The sequence below is a fragment of the Syntrophothermus sp. genome, assembly GCF_013314835.1.
GTDB classification, from domain to species: Bacteria; Bacillota; Syntrophomonadia; order Syntrophomonadales; family Syntrophothermaceae; genus Syntrophothermus; species Syntrophothermus lipocalidus.
This window is the reverse complement of sequence record NZ_JABUEX010000024.1, coordinates 15,121-31,568: the sequence shown is the minus strand read 5'-3', so window position 1 is coordinate 31,568 and position 16,448 is coordinate 15,121. Positions and strand designations below refer to the sequence as shown.

The 16,448-nt window shown below is 50.1% G+C and carries 19 protein-coding genes; 16 read left to right on the top strand and 3 right to left on the bottom strand.

The window, feature by feature from the left end; translation table 11 throughout:
* The first annotated feature begins 141 nt into the window (after positions 1 to 141).
* The gene (locus HPY90_RS08850; protein WP_287193744.1) at positions 142 to 804 is read left to right on the top strand and encodes a hypothetical protein; all 663 of its coding nucleotides are present in this window, start codon (positions 142 to 144) and stop codon (positions 802 to 804) included.
* Positions 805 to 867: 63 nt separating this feature from the next.
* Here HPY90_RS08850 and HPY90_RS08845 read toward each other — a convergent pair whose 3' ends face one another.
* Complete coding sequence (locus tag HPY90_RS08845) at positions 868 to 1,527, bottom strand: CAP domain-containing protein (protein ID WP_287193742.1); 660 nt, start codon at positions 1,525 to 1,527, stop codon at positions 868 to 870.
* Positions 1,528 to 1,785: 258 nt separating this feature from the next.
* Between HPY90_RS08845 and HPY90_RS08840 the strand changes: the two genes are divergently transcribed.
* The 15 genes from HPY90_RS08840 to HPY90_RS08775 all read left to right on the top strand — a co-directional run bounded on the left by HPY90_RS08840 (position 1,786) and on the right by HPY90_RS08775 (position 14,251).
* Positions 1,786 to 2,652 carry a patatin-like phospholipase family protein gene (locus tag HPY90_RS08840; RefSeq protein ID WP_287193740.1) on the top strand — a complete coding sequence of 289 codons (867 nt, stop codon included), beginning with the start codon at positions 1,786 to 1,788 and terminating at the stop codon, positions 2,650 to 2,652.
* Positions 2,653 to 2,728: 76 nt separating this feature from the next.
* Positions 2,729 to 2,887 carry a ribbon-helix-helix protein, CopG family gene (locus tag HPY90_RS08835; RefSeq protein ID WP_083761916.1) on the top strand — a complete coding sequence of 53 codons (159 nt, stop codon included), beginning with the start codon at positions 2,729 to 2,731 and terminating at the stop codon, positions 2,885 to 2,887.
* Positions 2,888 to 3,368: 481 nt separating this feature from the next.
* A complete protein-coding gene (locus tag HPY90_RS16340; RefSeq protein WP_502707202.1) occupies positions 3,369 to 3,773 on the top strand; it encodes a BrnT family toxin in 405 nt (134 codons plus the stop codon).
* A complete protein-coding gene (locus tag HPY90_RS08830) occupies positions 3,656 to 3,952 on the top strand; it encodes a CopG family antitoxin (RefSeq protein WP_287193738.1) in 297 nt (98 codons plus the stop codon). Before HPY90_RS16340 ends, HPY90_RS08830 begins: the two co-directional genes overlap by 118 nt.
* A gap of 351 nt (positions 3,953 to 4,303) precedes the next feature.
* The gene (locus tag HPY90_RS16335) at positions 4,304 to 4,489 is read left to right on the top strand and encodes an HTH domain-containing protein (protein WP_287193736.1); all 186 of its coding nucleotides are present in this window, start codon (positions 4,304 to 4,306) and stop codon (positions 4,487 to 4,489) included.
* On the top strand, positions 4,420 to 4,680 hold the full coding sequence (locus tag HPY90_RS08820; protein ID WP_502707203.1) for a WYL domain-containing protein: 261 nt from the start codon (positions 4,420 to 4,422) through the stop codon (positions 4,678 to 4,680). The genes HPY90_RS16335 and HPY90_RS08820 overlap by 70 nt, the downstream gene beginning before the upstream one ends.
* Positions 4,681 to 4,718: 38 nt before the next feature.
* Complete coding sequence (locus HPY90_RS08815) at positions 4,719 to 5,732, top strand: 3'-5' exoribonuclease YhaM family protein (protein WP_287193733.1); 1,014 nt, start codon at positions 4,719 to 4,721, stop codon at positions 5,730 to 5,732.
* 717 nt (positions 5,733 to 6,449) lie between these two features.
* On the top strand, positions 6,450 to 6,755 hold the full coding sequence (locus HPY90_RS08810) for a hypothetical protein (RefSeq protein WP_287193731.1): 306 nt from the start codon (positions 6,450 to 6,452) through the stop codon (positions 6,753 to 6,755).
* Positions 6,756 to 6,763: 8 nt separating this feature from the next.
* On the top strand, positions 6,764 to 7,096 hold the full coding sequence (locus tag HPY90_RS08805) for a hypothetical protein (protein ID WP_287193728.1): 333 nt from the start codon (positions 6,764 to 6,766) through the stop codon (positions 7,094 to 7,096).
* Positions 7,097 to 7,478: 382 nt separating this feature from the next.
* Positions 7,479 to 8,141, top strand: a complete 663-nt coding sequence (locus HPY90_RS08800; RefSeq protein ID WP_287193725.1) for an Rv1352/Rv1906c domain-containing protein — start codon at positions 7,479 to 7,481, stop codon at positions 8,139 to 8,141.
* Positions 8,142 to 8,579: 438 nt separating this feature from the next.
* Entirely contained in the window at positions 8,580 to 8,867 is a 288-nt protein-coding gene (locus HPY90_RS08795; protein WP_287193723.1) for a hypothetical protein, read from the top strand.
* Between the two features lie 507 nt (positions 8,868 to 9,374).
* Entirely contained in the window at positions 9,375 to 11,168 is a 1,794-nt protein-coding gene (locus HPY90_RS08790; RefSeq protein ID WP_287193720.1) for a GmrSD restriction endonuclease domain-containing protein, read from the top strand.
* A gap of 21 nt (positions 11,169 to 11,189) precedes the next feature.
* On the top strand, positions 11,190 to 12,026 hold the full coding sequence (locus HPY90_RS08785; protein ID WP_287193717.1) for a DUF4236 domain-containing protein: 837 nt from the start codon (positions 11,190 to 11,192) through the stop codon (positions 12,024 to 12,026).
* 167 nt (positions 12,027 to 12,193) lie between these two features.
* Positions 12,194 to 12,586, top strand: coding sequence for a pyridoxamine 5'-phosphate oxidase family protein (locus HPY90_RS08780; RefSeq protein ID WP_013174294.1), 393 nt, complete (start codon positions 12,194 to 12,196; stop codon positions 12,584 to 12,586).
* Between the two features lie 90 nt (positions 12,587 to 12,676).
* Positions 12,677 to 14,251 carry a tetratricopeptide repeat protein gene (locus HPY90_RS08775; protein ID WP_287193714.1) on the top strand — a complete coding sequence of 525 codons (1,575 nt, stop codon included), beginning with the start codon at positions 12,677 to 12,679 and terminating at the stop codon, positions 14,249 to 14,251.
* A gap of 159 nt (positions 14,252 to 14,410) precedes the next feature.
* On the opposite strand, the gene HPY90_RS08770 is transcribed toward HPY90_RS08775, so the two are convergent.
* Complete coding sequence (locus HPY90_RS08770) at positions 14,411 to 15,637, bottom strand: ABC transporter permease (protein WP_287193712.1); 1,227 nt, start codon at positions 15,635 to 15,637, stop codon at positions 14,411 to 14,413.
* 109 nt (positions 15,638 to 15,746) lie between these two features.
* On the bottom strand, positions 15,747 to 16,445 hold the full coding sequence (locus tag HPY90_RS08765) for an ABC transporter ATP-binding protein (protein WP_287193709.1): 699 nt from the start codon (positions 16,443 to 16,445) through the stop codon (positions 15,747 to 15,749).
* Positions 16,446 to 16,448: the final 3 nt, after the last annotated feature.

Here is a 16,448-nt window from a genome sequence, read left to right as displayed (position 1 = left end):
TAACTCAGTATTGGCTGTAACAGCAAATCGAGACTGCCAGTAACACCAAGTTTTGCCCCCGCATAGTATATCCTAGAAAGTCTGGAGGCTCGCGGCCCGAGCCGCAGAGCTGACAGGAGTTCAAAGAAAGGAGGGAACAGTATGGCTGAAGTAAGGCCTGGCAAGTGCCCGGTAGTAGACGGCATTCCCCAATGCCCGCCGCCCACGGAAATCGATTGCATAAAGGTAAACAAGGTGTTGCAGGAGTGTAAAGAAGCGGATGTCGAGAAGATCATCTTCGAACTGGAAGTTCCGATTCCCAGGAACACCATCGATCGAATCGATTGCGTATCCGCCAAGATCGTAAGTGACATAATCTGCGATATTCCTCAAGCTGGTCGGGTCAGTGTAGACTTTGACCTCGAGGTTATCTCCAAAGTCGTTCTCATCGACAGCACCACTGTCACCTTACAGAAAACGGTACACGTCTTTAAGTCGGTCCGATTGTCCCGGGCTGGAGAAACCGGGTTGAAGTGCGAGGTTGATGTGCCCCTGGTAGCCTGTCTCGAGTGCTTTATCTCTAAGGTCAACGAAATTGGCGGTGTGACCGAGATCACGTGCTGCATAGGCAAGCTCTTGCTCTTCAAACTTATTTCCGAAGTGCAACTAATGATCCCGACTTACGGTTATTGCGCTGAACCACCCGAATGTCAAAACGGCCTGGGCGAGTGTCCGGAGTTCGATCCTCCTTGGCCTCCTTATCCCCCGCAAGATGATATCTTTGGTGTAAAAGCAGGCGGCAACGGGTGTGGCTGTGGAGATTAGACTGACAGTAAAACCGGTATCCTCAAGGATACTGGTTTTACTGTCCATTCCCGTTGCTTACATTTACCTGGCAATGAAGAGCTGGGTAACCATTACTCCCTGACCTGATTTTTGTGGGACTATGCCTATCCCGACGTGGGTGTAGCTCCGATTCAATATATTCGACCGGTGGATGGAACTATCCATCAGGACCTGGTGGGCGGCACCAACCGTCGCTGCTCGGGCCAGGTTTTCCCCGCACAGCCAGTACTTGATTCCGGCATCTTTTACCATTTTCCCAGGGCTGCCATATGTAGGTGATTGGTGGGCGAAGTAGTTGTTGACGACCATATCCTGGCTCTTCTTGCGCGCGAGGTTGACCAGGGCTGGATCCAGGGTCAGGGGCTTAATACCTCTGCTGGTGCGTTCGCGGTTAATCTGGGTCAACATCCACTGCTCTTCCGAGGCCAGTGGTTGGGAAGTCGAGTTGCTCGGTGTGGTTTGAGTTTGATTGTTCGAAGTAGCGGAGGTAGACGTTGTGGTAGAAGTGGCGGAAGTGGGGGAAGAAGCTTTGGCCTGAGCAGCGTAGCTGGCGATCCAATCAGTCCAGCTATAGGAAGTAGGTGACGACTGCGAACTAGATCCGGTTAAAGCCAGTGCCCCCGGCGGGTTCACTAAGCTGACCGGGCCAAGAACAAGGGACAATAAGACGAAGAAAGAAAACAAACGAATCGCTCTTTTCATGTTATCGCTCCTTTCAAGTTTGGGCTCTATCAAATGTTTGACCAAGGGGTTGTCTTATTTTAACCGTCCATGAAGACGAGGCGCAAACGAGCGGCTCGTTCATTGGCTGCACGAAATATTACCAGCACTCGTACAAGAAATAAACATCAAAAAACGGAGCGGCTTCACCGTGATAACAATACAAGGAAGCCCAGGGAATAGGTGCCACACAAATGAGTGGTTGGTTATTCTTGCCTGCGGGAAATGGGGGGTTAGAAGGTGAGGACGCTGGGGTTAGCTCTCGGAGGGGGAGGTTTGCGGGGAGCAGCCCATATCGGGGTTCTTCAGGTTTTGCACGGGTACGGGATCATCCCTAGCTATGTGTCCGGAACCAGTGCCGGTGCGGTAGTGGCAGCCTGCTATGCCGCGGGAATGGCGCCCAGAGAGATGGAAGAGGCGGTCCTACGGCTCAGGGCCAAGGACTATCTTGACTACGACTGGCAAGGGCTGGGCAAACTCCTTGGACACATTCTTACAGGTAGGCCGGCTCACTTCCCAGCGGGGTTTTTGAAAGGCAGCAGGCTGGAGGGACTTGTGGCTAGGTGGACGAAGGGTAAGCGCTTGTCGGAAGCGGGTTTACCGCTAGCTATTGTAGCTACGGACTTAAACTCCGGCAAAAGAGTGATTTTCACCAACCAACAATTTGAAGTGGAGGACTCGGATACCATAATTATCAGGGAAGCTTCTTTAAGCGAGGCGGTTCGCGCTAGCGTCAGCATACCGGTTACCTTTGTGCCCAAAGAGTTGAATGGGTTGAGTCTGGTAGACGGTGCCCTGAAAGACGCGGTACCGGTTCGGGTTCTTAGGATCATGGGCGCGGACTATGTTCTGGCGGTCAATCTGCAATCGAGACGGTTAGAGCGTCCCGTGCGTGACATTCCCGGTATTGTGACAAGGTCCATAGATATCACGGTGGAGGAGACATCGTTTTTAGAAAGGCAACTGTTCGCGGACATGGAGATACAGCCTGACGTTGAAAAAGCCGGGCTGAGCGAGGTCCACGCGATTCCAGATATCATCCGAGCCGGGCGTAGGGCTATGAGGGAAAGGGTTGGGAAACTGAAAAACGAGCTCTCGACAAGGTAACCGCGAGAGAAATGGTTACATATACTAGCCAGTAGAGCAGGACGTTGTTTCGGTCCAGCCGGAGGGGTGAAAAGAAATGGCTACCGACAAGTTCGAACACGCCACTTTTTACTTGACTTCCAGACAAGTCGAAGAGATCAAGCGTCTGGCGAAAGAAAACCAGATCTCACGCAGTGCCCTGGTAAGGATGATAATCAGAGACTACCTGGCCAAGCAGAGGGAGAACCGAAAATAGTACTGGGCAGGGCTCTACTTATAACTCAAGGGCTGATCAAGGCTTGGACCGGGTCCAGGGATGAAGCCTGGCGTGCGGGATAGTAGCCGAAAAAGGTGCCTATAGCGCGCGCTTCCTATTGCCAGGATAACGGAAGATAAAGATATACTGGTCGGCCATCCCACGATCCAGATAAACACTTTTGTGCTCCTAGCACTTCAACTGGTAAACATCGCCATCGTTCAAGTATTTAACCTTAATCCCTAACCTGTAGTACTCATTTTTCCACCAAAGGCAGGCCTAGATCCACGACAATACGGGTGTCCCCGCTCTGCAGTTCAACGCAGGAGCCGCCTACCTCTTGTGTTCCCCGATGAATTTTGATTTTCATAATTCTTCCCTGTGCATTTAAGGTCTTGAATTCCAGGCCAAGTATTGGCAGGATTTAGGAAGTAGGCCTGTTGACAAGAGCAGAACAAAAGCAGTACGTTGTAAGAGCCAGGTGTTTGTGTTGCGAAAGATAACCGGGTTCATTTGGAATGCTTGGAACGTTGAGCATATCGCCCGGCACGGCGTTACGCCGGAAGAAGCAGAAGAAGTCCTCATCAACCGTCCCTTGTGCCGGAAATCGCGAAACGACACCTACGTGACCCTGGGCTGCACCGAGGACGGGAGATGGCTGACCGTCGTTTACGCCCTAGAGGCAGACGGGAGGGCCTACGTGATCACGGCGAGAAACATGGACAAAAAGAGAGAGGCGGCTATTCCGCAGGGAAAGGAGGTCTTAAGATGGCAGAAAAACCTGTCGTGCCTGAATTCAAGAGCAGAGAGGAAGAAGCCGAATTCTGGGACACCCACAGCGCGGCCGATTACTGGGACCAACTGGAGCCCGTTCAGGTGGAGGTAGACCCGGAACTAGCCGATAAGGTCGCTGAAAGACGCAAGACCAAACGGATTACTCTTCGGCTCCGAGAATGCCAGCTGGAGGCCGTCAAAAGGATAGCTGCAAAGAAAGACATTCCCTACCAGACCCTGATACGCTCCTGGGTAGCCGAAGCCATCAGGCGGGAGGAGAGGGAGAAGTAGTAAACCGAAGTGACCGAAGGTCCATGTAGCCACAAGCCCTGCGAAAGAACCCTGCGTTAAAAAAGTGTAGGGTTCTTCTGTTTTCAGGGGTGATATACGCTACTGACCGGGGGGACGGATTAGTGTCGCCAAACAAGAGAATCTGCGAGTAAGGGTGCCGTTATACAAATAATTTTTCAGTATGCAACGATTACAATTGACACAACTATGTCAACGCCCGCCTGGTACTATGAAAGCGAAAACCCTTTTCCAAAATCGACACAAAACGATTTCCTCAGAAGGAAAATAACGGCACTCCGGTGAAGTAAAGAAGAAAAGCGGTAATAAACCGTGTCGCCGGGAGTGTTGGCAGTGGCAGTCAAGGGCAGAAGGGATGCCACCAAGCTTTTGAGGCTCAACATGATCGTCGAGGTGCTCAACCGCAAGACGCCGTACGGAGGCGTAACCATAGCGGAACTGGCAGAGAGATTCGAGGTAAGCGAGCGACAGATCAGGCGAGACCTGGAAAACTGCTCTGCCACCCGTCTCAGAAAATAGAAGAGGAGCTTTCCGACGGGTCAGTTGTCGTATCGTTTGAAGTATGCGGGCTTTCGGAAATGATAGCCTGGCTCCTGCAGTGGGGCGACATGGCGGAGGTATTGTCCCCGGACAGCCTGAGGGACGAAGTGAGGCAAGCGGCAGAAAAAATCGCCCGCGTGTACACTCAAGCTGAAGGGTGGAAAACCTGACTCGGGAACTGAAGCAAAAAGCAAAGGAGAAACCACGAATGCCTTTCAGAGCGTTGATAAAATCGAGAACCCAGGGGATATCCGCAAAAGGCAACCCGTACATCAGCATGCAGTTGACCGTCAAACCGGGAGCTGTGCCGGAAATGGGGCAGGCGAGGCATATAAAGGCCAACAGATGGACTGCGGGTGAAGATGATATTTCGAACCTGGTTCCCGGCCGTTGGATAAACGTCAACAGATACACAGTAACTGAGAATGAAGGGTACGAAACGTCCTTGTCGATATGGGAATACGAAGTCACGGATCCGCCCGAAGACCCCGACCGCTACGTAGAAACCAGCAAAAGACCGGCAGACGAACTGTGGGAAGACATGCTTTCCCTGGTGCAGAGAATAAACGACGGGGACCTCAAAAACATGGTAAAAGCCCTGCTCGACGAAAACCGGGAAGCCTTCTGCAGGACACCGGCAGCGAAGCAGTACCATCACGCATACTTAGGGGGTTTGGTGGAGCACACCCTGGAAGTGGTGAGAATCGCCCTGGCGAGTGCGGAGGCGATGAACGAAAACGGCGTTGTCGTGGATACGGACGTGCTTGTGGCCGGGGCCGTTCTGCACGACATAGGCAAGACAAAGGAGTACGAGATAGACAGGTATGGCGTCATTACCATAAACGAGTCGGTCAAGCTGAAGGGCGACCACTGCCTGCTGGGCAGGGACATGCTGTACAGGTTCTGGGAAAACGACTGGCCGTTGAAGTGGAAGGTATCCGAAAGTAGGATTGACGCCATAGCCCATCTCATTTTGAGCCATCACGGGCAGCTCGAGTGGAGGGCAATCGTGGAGCCGGCGACAACGGAAGCCGTGATTCTGCACCTTGCAGACATGATATCGTCTAAGGCAAACGGAATCGACAGGGCTATCAAGTCCGCCAGGGAAAACAGAGTGGCCGGGAGGTTCAGGCTGTACGACAGGAGTATATATCCGTGGATAAGTCCGCAAGAGGATAGGTACGAAGGGTTCTCGGAGGGGTCTAGCAGTGAAGACTGGTAAGAGATACCATTAGACCTTGCGCTCAGGAATAAGAACGAAAAAGTCGTTATTAGGGATATTCGAAAGGAGAAATCGGTGTTTGGTGGAAAATTCACAAATAGGACAACGAGTCGATGATGTGGTTTCCCTGGCATATTGGAATCCAGGGGGCAGAATCTACGGAAGAAGAGGAACGGTTCTTCCACAGGAACGAGAGAGATACCGACACATTGTCCAACTTCTCCAAATAAACTACCGATATTTCAGCAGAGCGGGAAGGACAAGGACCTGCTTTTTAGAAGTTAATCTGCCAATAACTTCTGGAGTTTCTGACCCCGGAGTGTGAAAGGTAACACCACTCACGCCGACTTGTGAATTCGGCCGAGTTTAACCCCGACCCAAATCGAACACTAGGCCAGGTTTCTGGAGTCTGTAACTATCAGCGGCCACTCCATCAAATACGAATCATCAGAATCAGAACCATAACTGCTTTCCAATGCAGAACCAAAACAAACGTGGTCTCGCTGGGAACCCTTGGCCGCGCATAGAGACGATGAAACCATGACTAATCTGCCGGATGAGGCTATTACAGAACATTGAGGAGTTTAAGAGGTTCCACCGGGAAGAGGTGAAAAAAGAACGTAAGAAAAAGAGAAAGGACTGACACACTGTTGTCACGAATATCTGGCATTATTTTTGGCGGAGGAGGTTGTAGGACAGTATAGGCAGGTGATCTCATTGCCACAAAAGCTATTCGATTTAGCAGAACAAGAAGGCATCATAGTCAGGTGGTGGGATTTCATTCCCCCTGTAAGGGGCCTATATTGGGCACCGAAGGATTTGCCGCCAGTAATAGGGCTAGATAATTCCCTGCAATATGACCACCGCACTCTCCGATGCGTCCTGGCCGAGGAACTCGGCCATCATTTCACGGCTTCAGTCAACCGCACCTTTTGCAGCTACCGCGATAGGATTTGGTTTTCCAGAGAAGAATTACGGGCACATCGCTGGGTAGCCCTGTATTTGAACCGCAGAAGCAGTTAGATAAAGTTGTGAGAGCCGGAAGCCTAACCCTATGGGATCTGGCCGAGATATTTGACGTGACGGAAGAAATGATAAGGTTTAGATTGGCATTAGCCAAAAGCATGTATGGTCACGTATGGGGAGGAGAGGGCGACCTAACATTGCATAGTTGGAATCACAGAGAATATGAGAAAGAAGTACAGAGAAGAGAAGAAATACAGAGAAGGGACAGGATAGTCTTTATGTTGGTTGTTTTAAGTTTTTTTCTGCTATGGTGGTTCTGGGGACGAGACCCCTATATTGAAATTGGTGAACCGTGGGATCCGGTTCTGATTTACGTGGAACCAAAGTGGTATGGGTGAGAACGCCATGCGCTGCAGTATCACAAAATCGTTCCTGCGGATCGAAGGGATGTGGTGCCAGATGCTGAAGAATGGTGGTACGTTAAGCAACAGATTGCGCCAATCCCAGACGACGAGATTTCGCTTGACAAGCCATTAGAAGAGAATCTGGAAAAACTAGACAAGTATTTTAGATGGGTACCTCTCTAAAGATTTGGAATAAGTCGGTCTTCATATGATTCTTAAGTAATTAACCTACCCTAGAGCAGTTCGCAACCGGGGTGGGAGTGCCGATGGAGTTTATGAGGTATCGGTAGAAACAGAAAGGAGGGATATGTCAGCTCTAAAAAGAACAGTGCGAACTAAGAAAATGTAACATGACAGAGAAAGGGGATGTTTACTGATGGGCCAACCAGATCAGCTTAATGAGATGCCACCTAAAAAGCCCATCTGGAAGCGGTGGTGGTTCTGGGCTTTAATAGCTGTTCTGCTTATCGGCATAGCTTCATCCGGAGGAAGCAATGGCGACAATGAGGCAACTAATACCGAAGATAACGGAGCTCAGACGGTCATGTCACAACAATCAGAATCAGAGAACCCTCAAACATTTAAACAGGGTATGTATAAAATCGGATCCGATATGCCTCCAGGAGAATATGTGCTTCTGGCCAAGGGCATGGGTTATTTCGCCATTACGACTGACTCCACCGGCTCCCTGGATAGTATTGTTGCCAACGATAATTTTTCATCCCGTTCAATCGTCGCTGTTAGTGCAGGTCAGTATTTAGAGCTAAAAGGCTGCGAGGCTGTACCCATAGACAAAGCCCCTCCTGTAAATACAGCAAGTGGGGTTTTGGGGCCTGGTATGTATAAAGTTGGCATTGATTTACCGGCCGGCGAATACAAAGTAGAATCTTCAAATGCCGGCTATGTGGAAGTGAGTTCAAATAGTTCGCATACTTTGGACGCCATTGTCACAAACGACAATTTTTCAGGTTCGAAATATATAACGGTGCAGGACGGGCAATACCTGAAGCTAGTTAATGCGAAATTAAATCTGAAATAGGTAATACCAGTAACCCCCAGTTTGAGCGGGGGTTGTTTTCTATCTCCACACAGGCATTATGTCATGGTTTCGTATGAAAAACGCGTTGTAAGAGAGCGACAAAGTAAGGCGGTTGTATGGGCTTCAAGGATGACATACTCAAGCTGTGAGCCTAGGTTGGAGAACGCAAGGACTACGTAACTAACGAGGACATAACCACGAATGCATTGTTCTGCCGTTTATCTAGACGTTGGGTTTCTACGTGTTGAATCCGTTAGAGGTTAAGGCTGGAATACTATGCCGCACTTGGCGGCGGGAAGAACGCTAGGATAGACTATGCGGAAAGTATTTTCTAAGTTCTTTATAAGTGTAAATATAAAGGGAAAAGAGGCAAAGCTTGGTGGGCAAGGAGGGTGATCACTACTGAAGCGTGATACAACCGTAAAAGAGAGACTTGACTTGGCAGGATTATTGTTTGAAAAGCTTCAATTACACGCTACTGTAAGAATTCATTCTTCAAAACTGGACATAATCGCAAAAGAAATGATAGAAAAGGCAACAAACCGTCACAAAATATTGGATAAGATAATCGAGTTGTGTAGTGACATAGACACCCCGCGGGCATATTATTTAATCGGGAATGCTTATATATGGAAAGGAGCTAAGTATAGGAAAAATGCTACAGAAAGAGCTAATAGCACGACGGATCCCAACCAGGTCTGGGAGATGAACATGACTAAGACCTAGGCAGTCGATGCTATAAAGAATTACATAGAGTTTTACAGGCACGAACGGATTCACTTAGCATTGGATTATCTCACCCGGGCCGAGTATTACCAACTAGGTATTCTAAGAAAAGTTGCCTAACCGTGTTGACAAAACGGTGAGCAGTACTGAAGGATAAACAGGAAAAATGACAAAAACAAAGAATATACGAAAGCTTGCATCGAAATGCATTAAAGATGAAAAGACCACAGCTTTTGTCTAGGCGCATTTTAGGCTCGTGGCGGCAGTTCTTGCAGCCGTAACTATGAGGCCAGAAAGTTAATTGGTGCCTACGCGAAGATGACGCTGCGTGGTGCCAGTAACAATAGCACTTCTACAAGCTCGCTGATGATGAACTTTGGCGAATCGATAGCGTTCGGTGGTCCTACAGTTTGATACCACAGACGGGTAACCAGATGGTGGCCATGCTGACGGAGGCCGGGGAGTAGGTTTAAAAACAAGCAACATCGTGTCGAGAGGAGGTTACACGTGCCTACCCAGCGTTATTCTGTTACTCAACCGCACATCGAAACCCTGTTTGCGTGGATTAAGTCTGGCGAGATAGCCATTCCAGAAATACAGCGGCCGTTCGTATGGGTTCCTGTGAAAGTACGAAACTTGTTGGATTCTCTGTACAACGGTTATCCCGTCGGTTACCTCATAGCGTGGCGAAACCCGGACGTTAAACTGAAGGACGGTACCCTATCGTCTGGCAAACGTATTCTTATCGATGGACAGCAGAGGGTCACGGCACTAATGGCAGCTCTACTGGGACAAGAGGTAGTCAACAAGGATTACCGGAAGGTACGGATACGAATTGCCTTTCACCCGGCAGAGGAAAGATTCGAGGTCCTGAATTCTGCGATCGCTAAAGATGCGGCGTGGATTCCTGACATAGCAGCCGTCTTTGATCCCCACACAAGTATATTTGGTCTTGTCAACACTTATTGCGACAAAAACCCAGGTACTGATAAGGATGAGATATTCCGCAGCATCGAGAGACTGCGCGGTATTACGAGCAACCAAATAGGCCTGATTGAGCTAGACTCCGATCTGGACATCGAAACCGTTACCGAGATATTCATACGCGTTAACTCTGAGGGGGTGCCTCTGGGCCAAGCTGACTTTGCGATGTCGAAGATCGCTGTGAACGAAACTTACGGTGGGTCCCTGCTCCGCAAGGCCATCGACTATTTCTGTCATCTCGCTCGCGCCCCCGAGTTTTACGGCATGGTCGAGAAAGACAAAGAATTTGCTGCCAGCGAGTATTTTACCCAGATGGCTTGGTTGCGCCATGAGAACGATGATATTTATGATCCTTCGTATGCCGATATGCTGCGAGTGGCTTTTACGACCGAGTTTAAGCGCGGCCGACTAGAAGACCTGGTAGCGCTGTTATCTGGTCGGAATTTCGAAACCAAGCAGTATGAGGAGCGCATTGTGGAGGATTCCTTCGAACGTTTAAAAAAAGGCGTAAAAAGCTTTATGAAAGAGACGAATTTTAAGAACTTCGTCATGATAATACGCTCTGCCGGGTTTGTGGATGCCTCTATGATTGGCTCACAGAACGCCCTTAATTTTGCCTACATCTTATACCTGACGCTGCTTGATATGGGAATGCCTAAAGCAGACATCGAGCGCTACGTCCGGCGCTGGTTTGTTATGTCTATCCTTACTGGGCGCTATTCGGGATCCCCTGAGACTACGTTTGACCACGATATTCGCCAGATCCATGCCCAAGGCATCGCGTCATACGCCGACAACCTGATTCGAGGAGAACTTTCAGACGCTTTTTGGGATGTCTCACTTCCCCAAGCCATGGATACTTCTTCAGCATCTAGCCCTTATTTCCGTTTGTTGCTAGCTGCTCAGGTAAAAATGAACGACCTTGGGTTTCTTTCGCGAGACATAACTGTGCAGGACCTGATCAAAGTGAAGTCGGATGTGCATCATGTTTTTCCTCGCGAATACTTGAAGCAGCAAGGGTTTACTCGCGGGCAGTACAACCAGATCGCCAACTACGTCGTTACCCAAAGTGAAATCAACATAGCAATCGGCAAGAAGGAGCCGAGAGTGTACTTCGAACAGCTGCTGGAACAGTGTCAGGGCGGGCCCAGACGTTACGGCAACATAACCGACCTTGATACCCTGCGAGAAAACCTCCGCATGCATTGCATCCCGGACGGCGTCGAGCACATGACGGTGAAAGACTACCCGGATTTTCTGACAGAACGTCGCCGGCTAATGGCTCAGAAGATTAGGGCCTACTTTGAGGCGCTGTGAGCAGGGAATCAACACTAGCAATTGAGCCACGAGCTCACGGCGATTGGCCTGCAAACAGCAGGCACATTGGCTTTTGACCGTCGTTTAGCGACTCGCGAAGCGAGTCTGGACGACACATCTCTCGTAAACAGCTCGATGGCGGAGCTTGTAGAAGGAGCGCTCGAAGCAGGCAAAGCGGCCGGTCCGGAAATATGGATAAAAAACCAGTTTTGCCGCGCATACCCTGGCCGAAAGGATGATAGTCCGCCGTTTCTTTCTCGAAAACGAAGGTGTGGAACAATGGCCTGGAGGTTTCGCAAGAGCATCAAGATCGCCAAGGGGGTTCGCCTGAACCTCTCCAAAGGCGGGATCGGGGTGAGCGTGGGAGGGAAAGGCTTCCGGGTCGGAGTGGGACCGCGCGGGGCCTACACCTCGACCAGCATCCCCGGGACCGGGCTCTACAACATAGAATACTTCGGAGGGAGCAGGAAGGGGAGCAGGAAAGGACGGAATCGGGCGGAGTCGGCCGTAACTGAAGCTGAAACGTACACGGGTGCCCTGCCTCCAGAGCTTGCCTCCGGATCCGCTTCGACCGCCCTCGGGTGTCTTTGGGTGGTGGCGTCCGTGGTGCTCTTTTTTGTGTGGTGGCCTGCCGGGCTCGCTGGTCTTGCGGTTTTTGCGGTGTGGGCAGTGAGATCTCTCAATGCGCCCGCAGCGGAGGCCAGGGCCTGGTACCTCAAGGGCAGGGAAGCGATGGATAAAGGAGAATGGCAGCAGGCCCTGGAAGCGTTTCTCAAAGTCCTGGACAGGACGCTACGTCCAAGGACTGCCGTGAGGAGGAGAAAGAGGCCCCAGAACCCGCCGGAAACAGGAACCTAGGCGCAGGCCGTGAAACGCCAGGCCAAGTGGAAGACGGAAATGAACGGGGCAGGACCGGTGGGAGCAGAGGACCGGGCTTGGCTCCGAGGCTTGTGGTTGTACATTATCGAGGGTTATGTTATAAAAAGAATTGGAAATCAACCCCAACTGAAACGGAGGAATAATTCATGAGAGAGGTTTACGAGTTCTTGAAAAAGTGCGGTGTTTATTTTATCGCGACTATGGATGGTGATCAGCCGAGAGTACGGCCCTTTGGCACGATAGAGATATTTGAAGATAAGCTCTATATCCAAACCGGCAAGTCCAAAAATGTCTCCAAACAAATGCAAGCAAATCCCAAAATCGAGATTTGCGCTTTTAACGGCAAAGAGTGGATTCGTGTAACGGCGACCGTAGTAAGGGACGACAGAATAGAAGCAAAACAGCATATGTTAAATGCATATCCAGAATTGCAAAAAATGTATAAAGCAGATGATGATAATACAGAGGTGTTATATCTGAAAGATGCTACGGCCACGATTTACTCATTCACAGCTGATCCCCGTGTAATCGAGTTTTAAAGTATGGCATGGCAAAAAGGAATCAAGTCGTGTCTAGCGGCTTGATTCCTTTAATCACAACCAGAGTGAAAACGAGCGGGGGATGGGGAGATGTTTGGTTACAGGACAAAAGCAGCAGCCGTATTTTTGGTGATGACGATTGTTATTAGCGTTGCAGGCTGCTGGTCGTTTGACAGAAAGAAAGCGGTTCAGGCTGGGGTAGAAGAGAAGCTGGAATTGGCTGTTAAGTACCTGGCGGAGAAGAAGTTCAAAGAAGCGGTATTGGCCTATAACGAAGTTATAACAATAGACAGTAAAAACATTACCGCTTATAAGGGTTTGGGACTGGCTTATACCTTGCAGAAGAAAGCGGGTGAAGCAGAAAGAGTATTGAAGGAAGGTTTAAAGATACTGCCTAATGATGAACGACTGCGACTGGCCTTAGCCGGATTAATGCTTGATGAAGGGAAAGACGATGAGGCAGAAGCTGTTTACAAACAACTATTAGGTAGAAACAGTTCTTCTGTATCAGTTTATGAGGCGTATTCAAATTATTTGATTCGGCAGGGTAGAACCGCCGAAGCCATAACCTTGCTGGAACAGGCGGCAGCCAGAAATCCGGAGCAGTATCGACTAGAATCGCTTCTGGCGGAGCTATACATAAAGAATGGAGAAAAAGAAAAGGCCCTGGCAGCCATAAACAAATCCCTGAGCGTGGAACCGAATCAGTCGTCAGCCTATAGACAGTTGGGTGAACTGTATAGTCAGTGGTCCGAACTGATAGCCCTGGGTGACCAATATATACGGCAAAATCAAGCCAGGACTGGTTTTTTATACAAACTAACCGGGCTGTATGGGGCGAACCAGTTTGAAAAGCTAATCTCTGAATATGAGAAACTAAGCGGTGATTTAAAAGACAGTTCCCGTATGAAACTTTTGCTTGCTCAAAGCTACCGCAGATTAAACAATCCCCAAAAAGCGGATGAAATTATTAAAACGATAAACTTGGCGGAGGTAAAAGACGCTGGCATGCTGGCGGACCTGGCATACTATTACCTTGAAACCGAAGACAAGGATAGAGCCCGCAAAGCCGCCCTGCAGGGTATTGCGCTAGATAACAGCGTGATAGACAACTATGCGGTTATGTACAAGAGTTATGTCGACGAAGATCAGGAACTGGCCAGGGTTTGGGGGATTAGGTACTTGATTGCTAGTCCGGATTCATATTCGATTGCTTTTAATAAACTAATTGAATTAGAGATAGATCTTGGATATCAGATTGAATCAAAAGAGTCTTCAATATCCAGGGAAATTGTAGAATCAATAGTTATTGATCAAGCCCGGGCGGAAAGGCACTTTAAAAAACATCCAACTTGGAGCCAATGCAATACCTATGTTTACTTAGATACTAAAGACAACATTGCTTACAAAGGTTATTGTAAAAGAGCTTCAATTTTCAACCCGGTTGTTGAAAGGTATCGTTCTCCCAATATCTCTAAGACAATTCCGGAAAATATACTTGAACGGATGAAACAAGAGGGGGAAACAGAAGAGATAAAATACTCTCTGTTTTTGGTAACCGAGACATGGGCCTGGCCCGTGATTTACCAGGGGGACGTGCCATTTGAAGAACACCTAAAAAGAGCCGGTTACTCGGTGGAAAGTATAACCTTTGTTGATAAATGATTTGTGCAGCGGGGCACGGAGGATCAAGTTCAGAATTGTATGTGAAAAAACCTGGTGATGATAATGCCCTATTAAGCCGCAGATATTGATGGAGTGGTCCACTTTTTTGTGAGCATTTCGCCGCTCAGTGGCTCAAGTTTAGTTTAAGCGGTCCCGGCTCTACTCATAGCTCAAGGCCTGGGCCGGGTCCAGGGATGAAGCCTGGCGCGCGGGATAGTAGCCGAAAAAGATGCCTATAGCGCAGGCGGTCACGATTGCCAGGATAACGGAAGATAAAGATATACTGGTCGGCCATCCCACGATCCAGGTGAAGACCTTGGTGGTCCCAGCACCCAAGATGATACCGACCAAAGACCCGGTGAAGCACATCAATACCGCTTCCAGGAGAAACTGGGCCAGGATATCTTCCCGACTAGCACCTATCGCTTTGCGTATCCCGATCTCGCGTGTCCGTTCCGTGACCGACACCAGCATGATATTCATGATGCCGATGCCGCCTACCACTAGAGAAATGCCGGCTACAGCCGCCAGGAAAAGGGTCAAGATACCGGTCACGGACTCTGCTTGTTCTTGGATCTGGGCGTTGTTTATGACCCGAAAATCATCAGTGTCACTGTCCGTAAGGCCGTGGGCCTTGCGCAGCAGGGCAGTTATCTCGGTCTGGGCCTGTTCTGTTGCCTGCGGGCTTTGGGCCTGTATGATAAGGCTATTGATGCGGTCTTGAGTTCCCAGCAGGCGTATCTGGGCCGTGGTGATAGGAACGTAGATGACATCGTCCTGATCCGTCATTTCTTGGGCACCTACCGATGCCAGAAGCCCCACCACCTTAAAAGCTACACCCTGCATTCTGATCTCGGCTCCGATAGGATTGGCTCCGGCCGGGAATAGGTTTTCGTAGGCTGTCTGCCCCAGTACCGCTACCGGCCTCATGGATTTTACGTCCTGCTCGCTTATAAACCTACCTTCCTGGATTACAAGGCTCGAAATCTGGGCTATGTCGGGAGTGGTACCGGTTATGCTGGTTTCCGAGCTGTAGTTGGCTCGGGTAACCAGGGTTCCGAGGCGAACGACCGGTGCCACGGCCTTTACCGAGGACAGCTTGGCGATGTCTTCGGCATCGCTCATGGTGAGCTTGCTCGCTCCCGGGTTGCCCCGGCCGAACTGTCCGCCTCCTCCCGGCATCACCGTCAGGCGGTCGGCTCCCAGTTGATTAATCCGGGAAAGGACCTGTTCCTGGGTTCCGTGGCCGATAGCTGTCATTACGATGACCGCCGCCACTCCGATTATAATCCCGAGCATGGTGAGAAACGACCTGAGTTTATTGGCTTTCAATGCCTGAAAACAGAACTGGGCCAATATTTCTGGCTTTACCGACAACCGATTCATTGTACGGACCCCCCATTTTGGGATTTTAACGCCGATTAATGCAGACTTATATGCCGTCTGCAGAACCAACTTTAAACCTAATCAGCGTAAATCTGCGTCCTCACAACAATTACATATATTTGCTGTCGCTCACGATTATGCCGTCCCGCATCGATACCTGGCGATCGCAGAACTGGGCGATGTTGGCTTCGTGGGTTATGACGACGACAGTTACTCCGTGCATGCGGTTTACCTCTTGGAAAAGCCGCATTATCTCTTCGCTGGTGACCGAATCCAGGGCTCCTGTGGGTTCGTCGGCCAAAAGAACTGCCGGTTGGTTGACCAGGGCCCTGGCTATGGCTACCCTCTGCTGCTGCCCGCCTGACATCTGGTTGGGACGGTGGGAGGCCAACTCGGATATGCCCAGGGTGTCCAGCATTTCCATGGCGATTTTCTCGGCGGTGGCGGAGTCGTGGCCGGCATAATATAAGGGCAGCTTTACGTTTTCGAGCGCCGTGGATCGGGCCAACAGGTTGTAGCGCTGGAAGACGACGCCCAGCCGTTTATTACGCAGGATAGAGAGTTCCCGGTCATCCAGTTGGTTGACCTCGACCCCTTCCAAGATGTAGGTGCCGCTGGTTTGGCGGTCCATGCCCCCCAGTATGTTGAGCAGGGTGCTCTTGCCGGAGCCGGAAGGCCCCATGATGGCTACCATTTCGCCCCTATCTATGTCCAGGTCAATGCCCCGAAGAGCCATCACTTCTACACCGGACAAGGGGTAGACCTTGGTCAGCCCCCGACACTGTATCAAAGGAGCGGATTGTGTCACCGC